We start from the raw sequence: 20203 nt of genomic DNA on the forward strand, positions 1-20203 counted from the left end.
ACACTCATCACATTTAAATACATTCAATAATATGAAGTTACATGACAGAATACAGGAAAAGATAGCAATAATAGGAATCTCCTTACGATTTCCGGGAGCCGATAACAAGGAGGAGTTCTGGGAAAACCTCCTGTCAGGAAAAGAAACGATTACTCATTATACTGAAGAAGAATTGCTTGATACAGGGATACCGGTTAACCTCCTTCATAACCCCGGTTACATTAAAGCGAAAGGCGCATTGAAAGATGTGAAGGGATTTGATGCCGCCTTTTTCGGTATCTCTCCCAAAGAGGCATCAATTATGGACCCTCAGCACAGGTTACTGCTCGAATGTGCATGGGAAGGGCTGGAAGATGCCGGATATGCCCCTCGTTCAACCTGCAGCGATATTGGCATTTTCGCCGGAATGGGTATTTCAAGTTATCTGTCTGAAACCAATGCCTCTGCAGAAACAGACCCTGCTGAAAAGTATCAGATAATAATAGGTAGCGGAACAGATTTTTTATGCACCAGAATTGCCTATAAATTAAACATCACAGGCCCTGCCGTTACTGTTCAGACAGGTTGTTCCACATCCCTTACGGCTGTTCACCAGGCGTGCATGGCCCTGCTGTCGGACGACTGCAACATTGCCCTTGCGGGAGGTGTTTCACTGGGCATACTGGAGAAAGGAGGTTATCTTTATCAGCCAGGACTGATATATTCTCCCGATGGAAGATGCAGGGCTTTCGATGCCAGGGCCGGCGGCATCGTCCGTGGGCAGGGAGCAGGAATTATCGTCCTGAAACGTTATGAAGATGCTTTAAAGGATGGAGATCATATTTACGCTACTATCCTTTCTTCTGCCATTAATAACGACGGATCAGAAAAAACAGGTTATACAGCCCCTTCAGCTGAAGGACAGTCCAAAGTGATTCACGCTGCCCACAAAAAAGCAGGTGTCTCACCGGAAAGTATAACCTATGTAGAAGCTCATGGAACAGGGACCCTGCTCGGCGACCCATTGGAAATACAAGGGCTGACAGACGCTTTCCGCATATCGACCAACAAGCTCCGTTACTGTGCAATAGGCAGTGTAAAAACTAACATCGGGCACCTCGATGCAGCGGCTGGCATTGCCGGAATGATTAAAACGGTATTATGTCTTCACTACAAAACGCTGGTTCCAAGTTTACACTTCGAAACCCCCAACCCTCATATCAATTTCGAGGATAGTCCCTTTTATGTCAACACCCGGACTATTTCCTGGGAAAATGGCGACCAGCCGCGAAGAGCCGGTGTCAGTGCATTTGGAGTAGGCGGAACCAATGTACATGTTATCCTTGAAGAATTACAGCAGCGGCCTCCATTACCTGTTTCCGGAATACCGGCGCAACTCGTTACGCTTTCCTGCAGATCCGTGTCCGCTCTGCAGGAAATAATTACCAGAACATGGAAGTACCTGAATACATCAAAGGATGAACTCCGGAATATTGCCTATACGCTGAATACCGGCCGGTATACATTTCCATACAGATGGCAGGCCGTTTGTGAAAGCCGGCAGGAGATGCTGGATATGCTGAATAAAGCACACGGGACAGTTATGCTTACGGAGCCTGCAAAAGCAGCTTCACCTCCCGTACTGTTCCTGTTCCCCGGAAAGGAATCCCTATACGCAGAAATGGGGAAACAACTATATGATACATTGCCTGTTTTTAAAACAGCGGCGGATACCTGTGTTTCGATCGTCAAAAAAATGCTTCCCCCCTCATTTGCAGATATAGACACAAATGACCTGCTATTCCGGCATGAATCATCTCAGAACAGTCCGATTCCGGAATTATTCATTATCGAATATGCACTGGCAAAATATCTGTTCAGCCTGGGTATAAAACCCGCTGCCATGACTGGATATGGCTACGGTGAATATACCGCAATCTGCCTTGCCGGTATGATTTCAGTGGAAGATACCATTTCCATGCTCATGTACAATACCGGGCAAACAATCTGCGAATCCCTCTCTTCAGACATGACTTTTCTCAGCGTCAATGATCCCGAAATACCCGTACTATCGGGCGTTACAGGCAGCTGGCTGACAGGCGCCGACATAACATCCCCGCATTACTGGACACAGGATATTCCTGATACCGGACGATTTAAAGATGGCCTGAAGTACCTGTATCAGGAAAAACATCTGCAGGATGCAGTATATATTGAAGTCGGGCCTGGGAATATACTTACCCATATATACCAAAACTATACAGATGCGAATACCCGGAAAATGGCTGTAAGTACCATGACATCTGATACTGTAAAGGCAAGTGGTGAAATCCAGGTGCTTTATACAGCAATAGGCCGGCTATGGCAAACAGGTATTGATATACACTGGTATGCCTTCCATACAGACGAGGAAAGGCGTCGTATACCACTGCCCACTTATCCCTTCGAGCGAAAACAGTATTGGACAGAGGAGAAAACCGCTGTAACGGATATACCGCATTCAAATAAAACAGATAAGGCCGCCACAACAGAAATGTTAACCGCCGTTGTGGCTGCAATATGGGAAAAGGTATTAGGCTGCCCGCCGGAAATTGATAACAGCAGTAACTTCTTCAGCCTCGGCGGCGACTCATTGATGGCAGTAGCAGCCACGTCTGCACTAAGTCGTAAGCTTTGCCTTCCACTTGATAACGGCTTACTCCTGCGATTTCCGGAATTCGGAGATCTGACAGACCACCTCCGGCTCCTGGTAGCCACTCAGTCAGAAGTTCAGAAACAGGCCGGTTGCGTAGTAGTCCTGAATGAAGGAATAGAAAAACAAACGGCTATTCCACTGGTATTGATACACCCTATCGGCGGACACGTACATATTTACAGGGATCTGGTATCTTCTCTGGAAAAAAACCGGTCAATATATGCTGTTCAATCACCCTGGCTGTCAGACGATGAACAGTTTACCGCAACAACCATTGAAGAAATTGCAGACTATTATCTGAACCTGCTTTCAGAACACCGTATTGCCTTTCCATTTATCCTGTGCGGCGCATCCTTTGGCGGGGTAGTCGTGTATGAAATGGCCTGCAGACTAAGAAAAGCAGGAAAAGAACTGCCATTCGTTGCCATGATAGATGCGCCCCCCGTTCCGGCTATGACTGATCCGGAACAGACAGACGCCTTGGATCTTACAGACAAAATATCATGGATACATCTCGCTGCTTTAAAACAATATGTACCTCAACCTGACGGCACACCGATCCTCTTCTTTTACCCGGAGAATAAAGTAGCAAATGAGCTGCATGAATGGCCGCATTTCTGGCAAAAATATGCCCCTGAGTACGAAAGCCATTCAGTTGGCGGAGATCATATCACCATGAACTATGTGCCGCATGTAAATGCCATTGCCACTCCCCTGCAGCAAGCTCTTGAAAACTGTGAAAGAAAAAAATCACTTAACCGATAAAAATCAAGCATCAGTTATGAATCCGCTAAAATATTCCTTTCTGGATAATTACCCGGGAATCACAAAACAATTCGCTGAACAGGCCCGTCTTTCTCCTGAATATCCGGCAGTGGTCTGTGGAAATACCGTGCTGACGTATCATCAGTTAGATACAGTTACCAATCAGCTTGCCCGCTGTATTCAGGACAATTATAATCTCCGGCCGGATGATCTGGTTGGTGTCATGATGGGGCGCAGCGTCAATCTGATCATCACTTTACTGGCAGTACTCAAGGCAGGGGCAGCCTATGTTCCGATGCCTCCGGTATATCCTGAGAGGAGGCTTGAATTTATGATGCGGGATAGTAAAATGCGGGCAATAATTTCCGAAGAGGCCTTTAAGACAATGTTTACATCTATCGGCCTCTTACCGGGGAACCAGGTCCTGATATTTGAGGAAATAAAATGGAATATCTTATCAGATGCACCAGTTGAACACCAGGCAGGCCATGGTAATCTGATGTATGTCATGTATACCTCCGGATCTACCGGCGCTCCGAAAGGTGTTGCAGTAGAGAATGGTGCAGTCATAAATGTCATCAGCCACTTTCGCCGGCATGTAGGTATTAATCATGACGACGTAATACTGGCAGCTACTACCTACGGGTTTGACATATCAGTGATTGAACTGATTATGCCGCTTATCTGCGGAGCAACCATTCAGCTGGCTTCCCAGCAGGAACAACTCAATGCTGAATCACTGGCCCGCCTGATAAGAGATAAAAAAATCACCATTGCGCAGGCAACTCCCTCCACCTGGCAGATGATCATATCTAATGAGTACTGGCAGCCGAATAACAGACTGAAAATATTATGCACAGGTGAATATCTGAATCCGGACCTTGGGATGGAACTGTTAAGCGCCTGCGGTGCACTATGGAATCTTTACGGACCCACTGAAGCTACCATATGGGCCACCATGAAGGCCGTCACACAGCGGGCTGACCTGGAAAGTATTGGCCAACCAGTTAAACATACGAACATTATACTTGTAAACGAAGAACTGAAAGAAATCCCACCCGGTGAGACAGGCGAAATCTTAATATATGGTGCATCATTGGCCAGAGGTTATCTTAATCTACCGGAACTTACTTCAGCACGTTTTGTTATGTGCAGTACCACCAGGCAACCTTACTATCGCACCGGTGATCTCGGACGGATCTTGCCCAATGGCGATATACAATATCTGGGCCGGATGGACACGCAGGTAAAAATCAGAGGTTACAGGATAGAATTGGGAGAAATAGAAAATGAACTGATGAAAATGCCCAGCATAAAACAGGCAGTAGTAAATGTGCAAGAAGAAAAGGAATTCTATGACAAAAAGCTGGTAGCTTATCTCGTTCATACGGATGCGGCACTATCAGGGATGGCCGCTTCAAAAAAAGCCATGGAATTACGGAATGAACTAAAAAAAACACTGCCTTCCTATATGATCCCATACCACTATCTGTTCATTAACGCACTGCCAATGAATCTGAATGGAAAAGTCGACAGAAACGCACTGCCCGCATATAATAACAGTATACTGGCAGCGTTAGAGGATGAAGAACCAGCCAATGAATACGAAGGAGTTATCAAAGATTTATGGAAAAAAATACTGGGAATAACAGGAATGCTGATGACAGATAATTTCTTTGAAATTGGCGGGCACTCTGTGTCGCTTACCCGCCTTTATAGAATGTTACCGGATCATTACCGCGAAAAAGTTTCAATGCCGGAAATGTTTGACCTTCCATCTGTCCGTAGCCTTGCGGAGCACATCCGGCTCCGCATGGAAGCCACTACCGATACAGCAGACCCGGTAGCATCGTCATTAAATCAAATACTGGAAGATGCCGAAGGAGTTCCAGAAATACCCGAACTCCCCACACTGACGGGAGACATGGAGCATCCTAAACATATATTCCTTACCGGTGTCACAGGTTTTGTCGGAAGCCATCTGCTGGCGGAGCTGCTTGCCAGCACACAGGCAACAATATATTGCCTGATACGGGCTGACGATGAACAGCTGGCGAAGAGCCGGTTACGGGCTACTTTCGACAAATATCATATTGATAAAAATTTACTGGCAAGTGAGCGGATACATTTGCTGAGGGGAGATCTTTCACGTCCGAACTTTAACCTTTCTCAGGAACACTATGATACCCTTGCCCAAAATGTAGACATTATCTATCACTCAGGAAGCGCCGTTAGTTATATTTTCTCCTATTCAATGGTAAGAAAATCCAACATTGCAGGGATTCATGAAATAATCCGTCTGGCAACTTCACATAAACTGAAATGCATCTCATACATTTCCACCACAGCAGTGTACAGCTGGGGGCACTATTTCACCAGAAAAACCTGGATGCTGGAAGATGATGATATGATACAGAATCTGGATGCTATCAGCCGGGGAACAAATTATGTGAAAAGTAAATGGGTAACAGAACAGATACTGTCAAAAATAATCTCTAAAGGTGTACCGGTAATAATTTTCAGGTCAGGGTTTATTCTGTGTCATAGCAAAACCGGCGCTACCGCTGTAGATCAATGGTACGCCAGGATGGTACTTACCTGTATTAAAGCAAATGCCTTTCCGCTCCTGATGGGCTCAAAGGATGCGCTGATCAGTGTAGATTATCTCTGCAGGGCAATGGTTCACATCTCGGGTCAGCGCAGCGCTGCAGGTAAAAAGTTTAATGTAACCCCGGATCCGATAAATGATATTACCAATATTGAGTTCTTACGCCGCCTCAATGAAATATTTGGATTTACCATGCAACCACTCATGTTTCATGAATGGCTGGGAAAGTGGCAACATGACGAGAAGAGCCCGCTTTACCCACTGCTGAGTTTATACAAGGAGAGTTTAATCAATAACCTTTGCATGGTGGAATTATATCAGAATTCGTATTATTTCAGCTGTGTTAACACAAGAGAATTTCTGACCGGCACAGATATAAATCCGCACACGATAAACAAGGAACTGCTGGAACCTTATCTCCGTTTTATCAAGGCTATACAATAAAACATCTATGTCATGAAGACACAGACCTTTCATACTCCTTTTCATGAAGGAATCAATCCGCTTGCCGCACAATTACAAATTGAAACCAATGCATGGCTATACAGCAGCTTTCATTTTTTAGATCAGGTGAAACGGGAACAATACCTGGCAGCCAATTTCAGCAATGCCATTGCCAGAAGTTTCCCCCATCTTCAGCATTGGGAGCAGCTGTGTATTTTCTCAAAATACCTGCTGTGGGCTACTTTACTGGAAGATCATTGTATGCACACTTGCCCGGAAAAAATCCGGACAGTCTGTGACAGAATCATGGATATATTCAATGGCGATCTGCCAGATACCAACGATCATGAACTTGTACAGCTGTCAGAATATATACTTCGTGAGCTGTCTGTACATGCTTCTGCTGAATGGGTGGCCCGCTTTACAACTGCTTTCAAAGATTATTACTATAACGGGCTGATGGCTGCCTATTCATTTATGGAAGCGCAAACTTTTCCGCCATTACAACTGCTAAAACTGATCCGGCCCAGAGCTTCGGGAAGTTACGCTTATCTGACCCTGCTGGAAATAGCCAATGATGCCGTTGTTCCGGATGAAATCTTCAATCATCCGGTAACAGAACGTTTGCGGACATTAACAGCAAGAATCATGGCCTGGGAAAATGATTTTTACTCTATGGAGAAAAAAATCAACACCCCTGAGAAATACACCAATCTGATACTTGTGATGCAACAACACATGGGATGTTCTGCCCAGGCAGCAATGGAAGCTTCATTAGCCCTGAAAAATGCAGACCTGGAAGAATTTACCATATTGCAAAATCATATTCCTGACTTTGGAATGTTTAATGCCAAAATCACCAGCTATCTGAACAATGCAGCTGGCGTAATACAGGTCGCCCGATCATGGTATAAACTTGACACAAAGAGGTACAGTTGAAATTATTACTTTCTTTACCGTTCCGGGATTCAATGTTTATAATCGTCTGCAGATAGCAAGAGAGATAGCTTTCAGTAAACGGAGATCAGGATCCGGTATCGCTCAGGGCATTCAGTAACATACCCAGAGCGATACCGGATCCTGTTGTCTTATCTTCTTCCGGAAATAATCATCCGGCGTTAAATTTTCCAGACTCTCCATTTATAGCTGGGCCATGTACCCTGTGCAGCGCGCTGTACAAGCGGTGTTCCGGCCGGTCCGTATCCATGGATACCCAGGGAGCTATGACGGCTTACAATAGCCACGTATCCGTCGCCGATATTTACAAAGCGCCATTGCTGGAATGCATCTCCCTTCCATTCAGCCTGCTGTATGCGCGAGCCTTCAGCAAGCGGATTGTCTATAACAGTAAGTACCAGTCCGCTGTGCACAGCGGTTATCTTATAAAAGCCGCTTCCCAGACTGGTCAGCCTCATACGCTGGGTGATGCCTGCATTGTACTGCCCTGTCTGCGCCAGTGCTTCTCCCAGCCATCCGCCGCTGATTTCTACTACCAGCGAAGAATTGTAGAGATACATGTTGTATTCCCCATCCTGGAAATTGACATTTTCATACAGCTCTGTCCTGGCAGTATTATTATCTGCCTTATCTTGTTTTTCCGGCGTATACTGATCTCTTCCATCCTTGCTGCAGGAAGTGAATACGCTTACAATGGCTATTAAAAGGCCACATAAAATTTTTCGATAGTGGGTCATAACTGGTTTTTTTACGGTTAAAAATTCCGTTGAAAGATAAAAGAGCACTGCGCGCAACAGCTGTGTTATCAGCTATGCTGAAACATGTATTTATCCTGCCGGGAAAGAAAAGTAATAAATGAGTTAACTGGTTATCAGCTTAGATTTAATGGTATATCAGTAAAAATTGAGTTACAGATTTCAGGTCAACGCAAGGCCATACGGTTAACAGTTGCAATATATAAATATACCGGTTCCGGTCTTAAATAATTTTGTGCTAGATTATTTTGAATGTGTGTCACCGCCCGTGGTACAATGGCTCTGGCAGTATTATCTAAGGGAAAAACTCCTGTACCAAAAAGCCTTCAGCTCCGTTAAGGCTGAAGGCTTTTAATTATCAAGAAATGGCTGCTGTCTGATATTGCATGCCATACGTTTAGTTCTGAGTCTTTATTATATAATTGTAACCTTTGACAGATCCACGACGCCTAAACCTTTAAGTGCCGTATAGGTGAGCTTATCCATCAGCGCACCATCAAAGCAGACGGTTTTCATGGCGAGGTATGATTTATTGGTCACAGAGAAAGGTAAAATGAAAGACACGTTCCGGAGGGTGGCGCCTTTAAATGAAACATCGTTCAGGGCTGACTTGTCAAACCTCACGCCGGTGAAGGTCAGTCCTTCAAAACAACATCCTCTCAGATCGCAATGACTGAAATCAACGTTATGGAAGACACAGTTCTCAAAGATTGTTTTTCTCAGGTCGGTCTTGTTCAACCTGGCATCGATGAGGTTTACCTCTGTGAATTTCGCGCCTTGCCCCGACATGCTGAAAGAGGTGCCTACCACGATGGATTTATGAAAGCTGGCATCCGTCAGGTCTGTAACGGAAAAGCTGCAGTCTGTCAGATTTGTGCCGTCAAAACTGGCTTCGCGTGCATCGGCTACGTCGAAAGTGCTGCCGGTCATGTCGGCGCCGGAAAAATTGGCGCCGCGTAACGGGCTCGCCTTAAATTTCCCTTTATGCAGCACAACGCCTGCGAAGTCGCTCCCCTGCAGGTCGATGGCAGTAAGGTTTATCCGGACCTGCCGCTCCTGCGAAGCAGCAGGCAGGGGTACCACGGCTGCCGGTTGTGTATCCGGGGATTTGCCGGAAGATATATCACCGGCTGCATCCGGCAGGTTTTCAGAAAAATAGTTCAGGTCAACTCCCAGTATATCCGCAAGGCGGCTGAAAGTAGTGATGTCCGGCATGGATTCGCCACGCTCCCATTTCCCAACCGCCTGGGGGCTGATAAACAGATGTTGGGCAAGTTGTGCCTGAGACAGGCTCATGGTCTTTCTTGCTTTGGCAATTTTGCCGCCGATTATTTTAGTATCCATATGTATGTCTCCTTTTTCTACACAGCAAAGATACACAGGTTCATCGCCGCAATTGCTAAAAAGGCCCCACCTGTTAGTTGTAATGATGCTACTTATGGTGGTAACCTGACAACCTGCGGTTGTATATAGGATATACTACCGGTTTTTATCAGTCAATTAAATCCTGCTCTTTTAAAAAGTCAAAAATCAATTGGTCAACGGCAGAGATTTTGTCTTTATCAGCATACTTTAACCATGTAAAATTTTCTATCTCTGCACATGCTTTCAACGCTCCCCTGTAATGCGCCGTATAGCAGGTCATTTTTACATAAACGCCATCCGGATGACTGTCTGCCTGCGCTTCAAATGTTCCGGTAAACGTCATCGTTTCAGCTTCCAGCTCCACATTAAGCTCTTCTGAAATTTCGCGGCACAATGCCTGTTCATCCGTTTCTCCCTGTTCTCTTTTTCCACCCGGGATATAATATTTCTGTTTTCCGTATGATTTTGTAGATAATATAGATCTGTTCTTAATTTCTATCCAGGCAAGTTTGTCTATTATTTTCATACACTTTTCAAAATAATTAATAAAAATCTCCGGCAAAGATAGTCATTACGCCCAAATGGATTTTACGTGTCCGCACAGCTACCGTCCTAATTCCGCGGACGCCTCATTCCTGCTGCTGTAACCCTTTTTCACAAACGATTTTGTATACAAATTGAGCAATTGCTGGTATTATTTTACCCGTATCAGCAACTTGCTACCTGCGATATAATTTATTCGATAACTTCCTGATGCTGCTGTATAAAACACGGGGCGATGATGCAACCTACAAACCAGGTATTCCGACGGGATCCTTATCCCGGAGATAGCTGTTATCAACTGAAATAGTGCATTTACAAACAACCAGAATAGTGCCTGAAGGTATACTGATGTCACAAACAATAACAGGACAATATAATAACATGGTCAGCTTTACACCGGAGCAGTAAATTTTTTTTGATGAAACATGCAATCGTTTGCATAAAACTAAAACCAACATCTATTCACGTAAAAAACCACATTATGGAAAGGACTTCCGAAAGCAGTAGAACAGCAGCGAATGCAGGGAGCCGCTGCAGCCTTACATCACGTTATCTTCTAACAGTTAATACCAAAAAAATCGTTTTATGAGAGGAATAGTGAAGACAAGCATTGCGATCACCCTGATGCTTTGTGCTGTATTCTCCAGCTCCTACGGACAAGGTAATACCGGCAGTGTGAACGGGGTAGTCACCGATCAGAGCGGCTCACCGCTTCCCGGCGCCACCGTGGAAGCATCAGCCAACGGCAAACGGGTGAATATCGCCATCTCTGATACCATCGGAAAGTTCGCATTTAAAAACTTACCCGCCGCCAGCTACACCTTCAATGTAAGCATGATTGGCTTTGACGCAAAATCATTTGCAGGATATAAAATAGTTCCGGGACATAACTCAGCGCTGTCATTTGTATTATCTTCTTCTGTAAGTGAACTGAGTAGTGTGGTGGTTATCGGATATGGTACCAGAAAAAGACAGGATGTGACCGGATCTGTAGCCAAAGCAGACCTCCAGGTACAAAAACAATCGCCCAATGCCAACGTCATGTCCTCGCTGAGAGGTACTGTTCCGGGGCTGACCGTAGGACAGGTTACCAGGGCAGGCAGTGATCCTACCCTGATGGTACGGGGCCGGAACTCTATCTCCGGTACCACTTCTCCGCTGATTGTAGTAGATGGATTGATCTACAGAGGATCGCTTACTTCCATCAATCCTTCCGATATCGCCAGCATTGACCTGCTGAAAGATGCCAGCGCCGCCGCCGTATATGGCTCCCAGGCGTCTAACGGCGTAGTGCTGGTTACGACCAAAAGCGGGGCAAGCGGGATAGACAAACTCACCGTCGATTACAGCGGTTCCTATTCCATACAGGAAATGACCAAAAAAAGTATGAGGCCTGCATCCGGCGCCCAGTATATAGAGAAACTGGGGGACTGGTACCTGTCTGAAAGCCGCGACCCCAACGATATGACGAAGATGAATCCCAACTGGGACCCTACCACGAAACTTCCGGGCATCGAAGGCAACAATTATAAAAACGGCTATGAAGCCAACTGGTGGGACTTAATGACCAATGGCGCTCCGAGAATCCAGAACCATAACATCGGTATCAGCGGACGGTCAAAAAAGATCCGGTTTTATCTGGGGTATGGTTATTTTGACCAGCTGAACCTCATCAAAAATGATAACTACCGGAGAAACAGTGTAAGACTCAATGTGGAAGCCAAACCAGCCGACTGGCTGACGGTAGGCGCACAGACAGGACTTTCCATCAATGACTTCAGCGGTGTTTCTCCCACCTTTTCCGACATCATGCAGCTGAAACCATTCAACCTGCCCTTTGATCCGCAGACAGGCAAAATGCTGGAGTTCTATGCACAGACAACCACACCTACTGCATTAGAGGTACTCAAAAGATCCAGGGACTTTGACCGTAATCTGAATATATTAGGCAACTTTTTTGTCAGCGTAGACATTCCGTATATAAAAGGACTCAACTACCGGGTCAACTTCGGGAACAATTACATCTATGCCAACCGGTTTAATTACAACGCCCCTTCAGTGGAAGCTACCGCCTATAAAACCTACATGACGGATTACTTCCTGACGCTGGATAACATCCTTACCTATAAGCGGGATTTTGGAAAACACGGTGTAGACCTGACCTTGTTGTATGGAGCAGAGAAAAACAAACATGACGGCACCAGCACCTCCGCCGGCGGTATTACCAATGGGGTATTATCCTATAACAGGCTGGATGTGGGAGATCCGGCACGCCTTACCGTATCAAACGACCTGGCTACACTGCCCTGGCAGGAACAGGCGCTTTATCAGATGGCTAGGCTCTCCTATTCTTTCGACAAAAAGTATATCTTAACCGGTACCGTCAGAAGAGATGGCTTTTCCGGCTTCTCCGCGCAAAACAAATGGGCTACATTCCCCTCTGTTGCTTTTGCGTGGCGTTTAAAAGAAGAAAAATTCCTTACCGCTGCCAGCTTTATCGACGACCTGAAACTGAGAGTATCCTACGGCTCAACCGGTAACCGTACCGTGGGCCGCTACCAGACGCTTTCCCAGATGAGCGTTGGATTATCGAATGGCTATTTATACGGCAGCTCCGGCGGCGCCCAGCTGGGCTCTTATTTAAGCCAGCTTCCCAATGCAGGCCTGCGCTGGGAAACCACCCACTCCTTTAACACCGGCGTTGACTTCTCCTTTTTTAACAACCGGCTCTCCGGTTCACTTGACCTGTATTTCTCCAACTCCGAAAACCTGTTGAATTCAAGGGCTACCCCTACCATCACAGGCTTCAACACCTTCCTGATCAATATCGGAAAAATTCAGAACAGAGGACAGGAGCTGAACATCACAGGCGTACCGGTCAGCAACAAAAACTTCAAATGGGAAGTAACCGCTAATTTCTTCCGGAACCGGAATAAAGTACTGGATATAGACGGTACTAAAAATGATCTCATCAATGGCGCGGATCCTATCCTGAGCTATTTTATCGGTCAGCCTTACGGGGTGGTGTACGACTACAAAATTACCGGTATGTATCAGCTGGGAGAACAGATTCCTGCCAGCCTTGCCGCACAGGGCTTCAAAGCCGGTCAATATAAAATTGAGGACATAAACGGCGATGGCCAGATTACACCGGCAGATAAACAGATACTGGGCAGACTGGATCCCTCCTACAGCCTGGGTATTTCCAACAGCTTCCAGTACAAGGCATTCCAGTTAAAATTCTTTATCAACACCATTCAGGGTGGTAAGAACGGATACCTGGGAGCACCGGGCATCATGCTGCTGAATCCGGATAATATCCGGAACAACAACGGCTTCGTATACGACTACTGGACACCCAACAACCCTGACTCCCGCTACAGGAGCATTGCTGCCTATGTAGCCACGCTGGGAGAAAATTTTGGTCCTTACGTTTCCCGGAGCTTTATCCGCCTGCAGGATGTTACCCTTACCTACATACTGCCGGAAGGAATACTTAGCCGGTTGAAAGTAGTGAAGGCTGCAAGCATATATGTGAATGCACAAAACCTGCTGACTATCACCAAATGGGACGGATGGGATCCTGAATCCAATCCTCCTGCCAGTCAGCGGTCCTCCCTGGGATTGAGAATGCCGGGCGGCATGGGCCTGGATCAGAATGGTTATCCTGTAATGAAGAGCTTTTCACTGGGCGTAAACGTGACCTTTTAAATTTTAAGACATGAAAAAAAGAATCATCATATACCTGCTTGGCATCAGCACGGCATTATCTTCCTGCAGCAAAAGTTTTCTGGATGAAGATCCGCTCTCTATCTATACGCCGGACAATTCCCTGCAGACATCCATCCAGTATCAGCAGGCCACCAACAACCTGTACAACGGTGTCAGGAACATCTACATGGGTAATATGAACCTGGATACCTATTTCGGGTTATACTACGCTACCGACTTCGCCTATAACGCTACTGATTATGAGCCTGCCGCCAAGTTAAATGCATACAAAGCCACGATGGTGCCCAGCTATTTTATTCCGCAGAATATCTGGACGGCCTACTACAAGATCATCACCAATGCGAACCTGATTATCAGCCAGCTGAATAAATCCACCCAGCTGAGTGATGCTGATAAAAAAAGTTTCCTCGGTCAGGCCTTGTTCTTCAGAGCCTATTCCTACAACGTACTGGCCAACCTGTTCGGTGGCGTGCCCGTTGAGTTGAATGAGCTTTCCGCTCCGCGGTACGATTATGTACGCGCCACCAGGGAGGCTGTATACCAGCAATGTAAAAAAGATCTGTTGCAGGCGATCAGTTTATTGTCAGACATCAACCAGGTACCCGACGGTACAGTGAATAAACAGATCGCCCAGCATACCCTCACCGAAGTGCTCATCTCTTTAAAAGATTATGATGGCGCCATTACCAGCGCATCAGGGGTTATCAATTTTCCGGGATTATCGCTGGTGAACGGCCGGTTTGGCAGAAGAGCCAATCTGCCCGGCGATGCCTACCGCGATCTGTTTGAATACAACAACCAGAATTATAGCAGCGGTAATCACGAAGGGCTGCTGGTGATACAAACCGCCCTGAACAACTCTGCCTCCGTAGGCGATCAGACCGCCTGGGCAGTAGTTCCCGGTTTAACAGGCGTCAGAATTCTGGAGTCTACCACTAAAACTAAAATGTCTATCCTTTTCAATGCCAAATTCGTGGACAGCGTATCTTCCAACGGCATCGGCTGGATACGGCCTACCTCCCACTTCCTGTACGATATCTGGACACCCGGTGATATCCGTAATTCTTCCTATAATATCGTCCGGGATATCCGGATCTCCGGCGTACCAGCCACTTCTCCCGATTACGGCAAATGGTATGTAAAGGATGGTTATAAGGATAAGGTACAACCAGCGGACTTCAGAGATACCATCCGTAACTTTTATCCGGTTATCAGGAAAGCATCTCCCGCAGCAGGCGACTTTATATCTGCAGCCGGTCCGGCGGTTCTTACCAATGTAACCAATCCGTTTGGCGGATTTCTGCTGAATGGCGCCTCCCGGTTGTTTATCCAGAAATACATGGCCCGCCTGGCAGAAACCTATCTGTTAAGAGCGGAAGCCTATCTGGGGAAAGGAGAAAAACAGAAAGCCGCAGATGATATAAATGTGTTGCGGAGCAGGGCACAAGCTACGCCCGTCTCCATGGCAGAAATAAATATGGATTACATCCTCGATGAACGTCTGCGGGAATTGTACATGGAAGAGTTCCGGGCGGTAACCCTTACCCGGCTTGGGCTGTTGTATGACCGTGATAAAAAATACAATCCCAGGTCAGGTCTGACGATTGAAGCATTCCATAACCTGTGGCCGATACCGGCGACTGAGATAACACAGAATACAGGCGCTGTACTGGAACAGAATAAGGGGTATTAGCAGGATACTTTTTGCTGATCTGTAAAAGGATACCGTAACCTTTCCCTGAGTTGCGGTATCCTTTTGTATTTGAGGCAGGATTTATACTTTCTGTACTTCGAGGATACTTTCTCCTGAAACCGACAGGTCAATCCTTTTTGTCAACCGGAGCCCGGCCTGCTGAATGATATGTGCAAATTCAGCAATACCCTGGAATTGATGAATAAGGTGATGCCCGCCAGTTTGGTGTAGTGCTGTATGAAGATAAAAAAAGATGCTGCGCTGCCTTTGTACCTGGCATCCGGCATATATAATTCAGAAAACCGGATAATCTGAGAGCAACAAAAACATAAATTTTCCTGTCAAACTCCTTATTAAAATTCAAATAGCGATTTTTTTAACGGACCGGTACTTATACTCCCTAGCCCCCTACTCTTCCAATTCTTTGAATTTCACAATTATTGCTTTGATAAAACCAACTGATGAAACAACGGGTAATCATACCTTTATTTCATCAAACACAACACCATCCGGCATATTCTATCCAGGCAGATTTAATTGGATAAAGGAAGTTGAGAACATCAACTTACTAACCGGATAATACAAACAGTAATTGCGAAAAGACAGACAATAGTACCTTACCATCAGCAAACTCTTTACTCCGGATTGCAATCGCTTAATACCAGCTATGCATTGGAGCGCTTTTAAAAACCAATAATTTTTTGGCAAGATCATGAAAACTTTATCAGAAAAAACCGGCGTAGAAGACGAAAAGCATTTGATACTACTTACGCTTAACGATTATCTTCAGGGACGTCCGGTAAAAGACATCGACCGGCTCCGTGCAGCATTTCATCCCGATGCGTACATCAGAACCATTATAGAGAGGAAGCTGGTGCAGTGGACACTGCCACAATACCTGGACCTGGTTGCCCAGGCAACATTACAGGAGTGCCGGCCCGAACTCCTTTCATATACGTGGGATGGAGATACCGGGGCTGCCCATGTACAATTGACATTTGCCACCTTCCGGTTCATTGACCGGTTTAACCTGGTAAAGTTAGACGGGAAATGGCTGATCGTGGATAAGATCTCCTATCGGGAAGAATTACAGTGAGAAATAATTGAATACCAATACCCGACCAGCACTACCTCCTCCGCCATTACCGGAGGAGGAACTACCTCCTGCCGATCCTCCATCAGATTCAAAACATTCAGTTTTACTGTATAAAAACTAAACGCTGATTAACCTGTATAAAGTATGGGAACGAAATTTTCATTTGAAAAACATCTAAAAGGGGCTAAGAATCACCCGGATAGAGCATTGAAAATTTACCCAAAGGCAAATTAGTTTAGTAACTTCAACTATAACAATTTGCTTATTTATTAAGGTTTCCATTCGGGTCATAATAGATAAAAAATGATATTGGCTTTTAAGCTTAATTTATTAACCAAATGAAAGATTATGTAAAAACAGAGGGATGGAAACCAATTGTGCTATGGGACTGATAGTATATGAAGCATAAGAACGGAAAGTACTTAAATATGGTGCTGTCAAGCGTAGAATATGGATGAAACTACATCCGGAAATGGATGCTGCTAGCCAACAGATACTATTTAGTAATCTGACAACCAACGAGCAGATGATACGTGGGTTGTTAAAGATTAAATAACGACAGTAGTGTATCCTATTAATAAATTTAACGGTGATAGGGATTATGATAAAATGAAAGTCCATAGCATGTTATATAATGCTGGATAAAAACAGATTATCCCTCCACAGCATAATGTTGTTATAAACTAGAGTATTAAACCGTTTCCGTCATATCACAGTAAAACTGTCAAAGACATAAGGATGTAAAGAACGTAAAGTATAGAAGGTATCAAAATGTCATCACAAATATAGTTTGCCCGAAACAGTCATGTTCAGATATCAAACCATTATTGGATCTGGATTGCCATCCGAAACTCTCTCAAATAAAAAGATGGAGGCTATAATCAGCCGTAATATCCTTAATAGAATGCTTCAGCTAACTAAACCTCAATTCTATAAAGTCATTAAAAGCCCGGGAATTTAAAACTGGTATTTATGCAACAATGACCTACTCTTTTGAGAGTCAGCATCATTATTCGCAGGTATATATCCCTTCCACATTGTATTTATCCAGGCAAATAAATTTCAAACTACCTAAAACAATAATTCATGGAAAACATCACACAACTTATAGCATATCTCAAATTAAAGTATGCAGAAAACCCATTCTTTAAATCTTTGGAAGAACCAAATATCAATTTAATGGAAAAACTTTCATTTCTTCCTGACATAGCTTACTTTATTATGTGCTTTGGCGATCTAAACAAGTTCGTTTTCCCATTTACAGAACACCAAAACGAATTCGAAGAAGCGGTAACAAACCACGCGAAAGAAGATGCAAACCATTGGCAATGGTATTTGTCGGACCTTGAGACGCTAGGGTTTGATAAGGAACTCACACTCACCCAATACCTGCGAAATATGTGGTCTGAAGAGTCTTCTTCCACCCGGATATTAATCTATAGACTAATCGAATTAACCAGTAAACAGTCCGCACCGGTAAAACTGGCTGTTATTGAAGTAATTGAAGCAACAGGGAATGTTTTTTTTACGTGTATCAACTCATTACTAAAAAGGGAAAAACCTGAATACTTAAATGAATTACTATTCCTGGGTAATCACCATTTAAGTCGTGAAATTGGTCACACCATGGGGTCGGATGATTTTTCACTGGAAAATGTTTCATTCACAGATGAAGAATATAGAGAAGCAACAATTAGTGTAAAGAGAGCATTCGATGCCTTCTGGGAATTTACGAGTCAATTAACTGTTAAACATTAATAACAAAGTAGCTTCAGGGGTAATTTTCGCTGTCATTAAAATTTATTTTTTTAATAGAAATCCGGTTCACTCATAAGCTGCATTATTATTCATACTGAGAAATGTACAAGGAAAAGAAATGAAAAATTAATTTAAATGCACTGATTCTTTCCTGTATATGGCAAATATTGGAATCATAGCAGCAGGAAGAAGTGACCTTGTAACCACTAAAACACGATTAGAAGAAAAAGGAAGCAACGCATCAAACTAACCTCCGATGACGCATTACCTTCCGCGGTTTCCTTACCTGTCCATCCTGCGGGCGCATACTGACCGTCAGCACATCCAGAGGCAGAAAGCATTACTGTTATTATTATCATAGTATATCGTCATGCGGCGCCAGATTCGATGCAGATAAAACTAACAACCCTTTCATCGCAAATTCCAGTGATGCCTACTTTGGACCAAAGAAGAAAATGAATATAGCGTTTATCCCGGTACAGCCTTATTTCAAGTAAGTCAGAAAATATAGCTGCAGCAGACCGGTTATGGAGAACCGCGACAACTATAAATTCCCCGATTTTTAAGTTTACACACTTATTGAGTGTGTCCCCGGTAAATATCTGATATCTAACAAGTAACATCACCCATCAAACTATTACACACTTCCCTGCATCCTTTCACTGATATAATTGATAATCATCTCTGAAGCGTATTCATTGCAGGTAAGCCTGTCATGATAATCAGCTCTAACCGCAGGATCCAGTGAAGAAAGGGTTCTCAGCTGTGCATGTCCTTCATGATCCAGCAGTAACAGACAGTTTACTAACGGCGCATTTCCCCACCAGGAGTCTGCATCCCATTTTCCCGTATACGTCATTATTAAAGGAACGTTACTCACCGGCATACCATTTTTGACGTAATTATTAAAAATGGCGGAAGCACAATGAACCAGCCCCGTACATGGGCCCAATACCATCTTTGTATACCCGGAGCCTAAAATCGCAATAGATTCTCTTAACTGTGTTCCTTTTGAGAATATTATTTTCTTCATAAGCCTGCTGCTAAGCCATTGCTTATAAAACTCTTCCTTTCCAATATTCTTTTCATCAAAGATCAACACCTTTACATTTTCCTGCTTAAGCAGATACCTTAATATCTCAAAATGCACTTCCACCTTCATTAGCTTCTCCCTGCTGGAAGATGAGTCCAGCAATATCAACAGCCGCTCACCTTCCTTCAGATTTTGATTTTTCAGCCATGTATCTGCCCATTCCTGCTCTTCCGGCGCCAGATACAGCTCATGTGGTTCTTCCAATACATTCTGAAGAAATGAAAACAGTTTCTCATACGAAGGGAACTTAATGTTCAGGTTTCTTCCTCTGATAAGCAACAATCCGGAAAATGAAAACACTGCCAATCTGCATTCATCAGCCAGAAACCGCTCTCCATATCTTACATGCAGCGCTTTCAGCAACAGTTCTTCGTCATAGGCAATACAGACCACAACATCATAAGATGTAAAATCAATATCTTCGTAACCGAGGCTATTAACACTGTTTACATGAGGATTATTCCGGGAAAAGCTCTCATACAATGCAGTATATTTTTTATTCAGACAACTGACGTCAATAGGTATCTGTTCTCCAAAAAAACGCCGGCACAACCTGAATCTGTCAAAGAGAATACAGGTATCTCCAATAAAAAACTCCACCTCTTCATAAACAACCAGTACTCTTCTGATACTGGCTTCCTTTAATTCCCGGTTATTGTTTAAAATAACGTTCAGTGTGTGCTGATATTGATTATTCTCCATATTATTAATTTTAACAGG

11 protein-coding genes are annotated in these 20203 nt (G+C 44.4%); 7 read left to right on the forward strand and 4 right to left on the reverse strand.

Going from position 1 to position 20203, the window contains the following annotated elements; all coding sequences use genetic code 11:
• Positions 1 to 31: 31 nt before the first annotated feature.
• Genes GWG06_RS25300 through GWG06_RS25310 form a run of 3 tightly spaced genes read left to right on the forward strand, consistent with a single transcriptional unit; the run spans position 32 to position 7430 of the window.
• Positions 32 to 3439: a type I polyketide synthase gene (locus GWG06_RS25300; protein ID WP_160716945.1), complete on the forward strand. Its 3408-nt coding sequence runs from the start codon at positions 32 to 34 to the stop codon at positions 3437 to 3439.
• A 16-nt stretch (positions 3440 to 3455) separates the two neighbouring features.
• Positions 3456 to 6491, forward strand: a complete 3036-nt coding sequence (locus GWG06_RS25305; RefSeq protein ID WP_160716947.1) for a non-ribosomal peptide synthetase — start codon at positions 3456 to 3458, stop codon at positions 6489 to 6491.
• Between the two features lie 12 nt (positions 6492 to 6503).
• Positions 6504 to 7430, forward strand: coding sequence for a terpene synthase family protein (locus GWG06_RS25310; RefSeq protein WP_160716949.1), 927 nt, complete (start codon positions 6504 to 6506; stop codon positions 7428 to 7430).
• Between the two features lie 179 nt (positions 7431 to 7609).
• Here the strand turns inward: GWG06_RS25310 and GWG06_RS25315 are convergent, their stop codons facing one another.
• The 3 genes from GWG06_RS25315 to GWG06_RS25325 all read right to left on the reverse strand — a co-directional run bounded on the left by GWG06_RS25315 (position 7610) and on the right by GWG06_RS25325 (position 10094).
• The gene (locus GWG06_RS25315; RefSeq protein ID WP_160716951.1) at positions 7610 to 8185 is read right to left on the reverse strand and encodes an RICIN domain-containing protein; all 576 of its coding nucleotides are present in this window, start codon (positions 8183 to 8185) and stop codon (positions 7610 to 7612) included.
• Positions 8186 to 8617: 432 nt separating this feature from the next.
• Positions 8618 to 9547, reverse strand: coding sequence for a pentapeptide repeat-containing protein (locus GWG06_RS25320; protein ID WP_160716953.1), 930 nt, complete (start codon positions 9545 to 9547; stop codon positions 8618 to 8620).
• 148 nt (positions 9548 to 9695) lie between these two features.
• Positions 9696 to 10094, reverse strand: a complete 399-nt coding sequence (locus GWG06_RS25325; protein WP_160716955.1) for an NUDIX hydrolase — start codon at positions 10092 to 10094, stop codon at positions 9696 to 9698.
• A gap of 602 nt (positions 10095 to 10696) precedes the next feature.
• Between GWG06_RS25325 and GWG06_RS25330 the strand changes: the two genes are divergently transcribed.
• The 4 genes from GWG06_RS25330 (at position 10697) to GWG06_RS25345 (ending at position 18390) form a co-directional block, all read left to right on the forward strand.
• Entirely contained in the window at positions 10697 to 13822 is a 3126-nt protein-coding gene (locus GWG06_RS25330) for a SusC/RagA family TonB-linked outer membrane protein (protein WP_160716957.1), read from the forward strand.
• 10 nt (positions 13823 to 13832) lie between these two features.
• Positions 13833 to 15536 (forward strand): RagB/SusD family nutrient uptake outer membrane protein, encoded by a 1704-nt coding sequence (locus GWG06_RS25335; protein WP_160716959.1) that lies wholly within the window; start codon positions 13833 to 13835, stop codon positions 15534 to 15536.
• A 712-nt stretch (positions 15537 to 16248) separates the two neighbouring features.
• Positions 16249 to 16632, forward strand: a complete 384-nt coding sequence (locus GWG06_RS25340; RefSeq protein ID WP_160716961.1) for a nuclear transport factor 2 family protein — start codon at positions 16249 to 16251, stop codon at positions 16630 to 16632.
• 1086 nt (positions 16633 to 17718) lie between these two features.
• The gene (locus tag GWG06_RS25345) at positions 17719 to 18390 is read left to right on the forward strand and encodes a hypothetical protein (protein WP_160716963.1); all 672 of its coding nucleotides are present in this window, start codon (positions 17719 to 17721) and stop codon (positions 18388 to 18390) included.
• Between the two features lie 637 nt (positions 18391 to 19027).
• On the opposite strand, the gene GWG06_RS25350 is transcribed toward GWG06_RS25345, so the two are convergent.
• Positions 19028 to 20185 (reverse strand): glycosyltransferase family 9 protein, encoded by a 1158-nt coding sequence (locus GWG06_RS25350; protein ID WP_160716965.1) that lies wholly within the window; start codon positions 20183 to 20185, stop codon positions 19028 to 19030.
• Positions 20186 to 20203 lie beyond the last annotated feature (18 nt).

It is taken from the genome of Chitinophaga solisilvae (genome assembly GCF_009928525.1).
GTDB classification, from domain to species: domain Bacteria; phylum Bacteroidota; class Bacteroidia; order Chitinophagales; family Chitinophagaceae; genus Chitinophaga; species Chitinophaga solisilvae.

Excerpts from the sequence above, each read along its gene's own strand:
- GWG06_RS25300 (WP_160716945.1), top strand. The coding sequence starts at position 32 with ATGAAGTTACATGACAGAATACAGGAAAAGATAGCAATAATAGGAATC.
- GWG06_RS25335 (WP_160716959.1), top strand. The coding sequence starts at position 13,833 with ATGAAAAAAAGAATCATCATATACCTGCTTGGCATCAGCACGGCATTA.
- GWG06_RS25325 (WP_160716955.1), bottom strand. The coding sequence starts at position 10,094 with ATGAAAATAATAGACAAACTTGCCTGGATAGAAATTAAGAACAGATCT.
- GWG06_RS25340 (WP_160716961.1), top strand. The coding sequence starts at position 16,249 with ATGAAAACTTTATCAGAAAAAACCGGCGTAGAAGACGAAAAGCATTTG.
- GWG06_RS25350 (WP_160716965.1), bottom strand. The coding sequence starts at position 20,185 with ATGGAGAATAATCAATATCAGCACACACTGAACGTTATTTTAAACAAT.
- GWG06_RS25330 (WP_160716957.1), top strand. The coding sequence starts at position 10,697 with ATGAGAGGAATAGTGAAGACAAGCATTGCGATCACCCTGATGCTTTGT.
- GWG06_RS25310 (WP_160716949.1), top strand. The coding sequence starts at position 6,504 with ATGAAGACACAGACCTTTCATACTCCTTTTCATGAAGGAATCAATCCG.
- GWG06_RS25305 (WP_160716947.1), top strand. The coding sequence starts at position 3,456 with ATGAATCCGCTAAAATATTCCTTTCTGGATAATTACCCGGGAATCACA.
- GWG06_RS25345 (WP_160716963.1), top strand. The coding sequence starts at position 17,719 with ATGGAAAACATCACACAACTTATAGCATATCTCAAATTAAAGTATGCA.
- GWG06_RS25320 (WP_160716953.1), bottom strand. The coding sequence starts at position 9,547 with ATGGATACTAAAATAATCGGCGGCAAAATTGCCAAAGCAAGAAAGACC.
- GWG06_RS25315 (WP_160716951.1), bottom strand. The coding sequence starts at position 8,185 with ATGACCCACTATCGAAAAATTTTATGTGGCCTTTTAATAGCCATTGTA.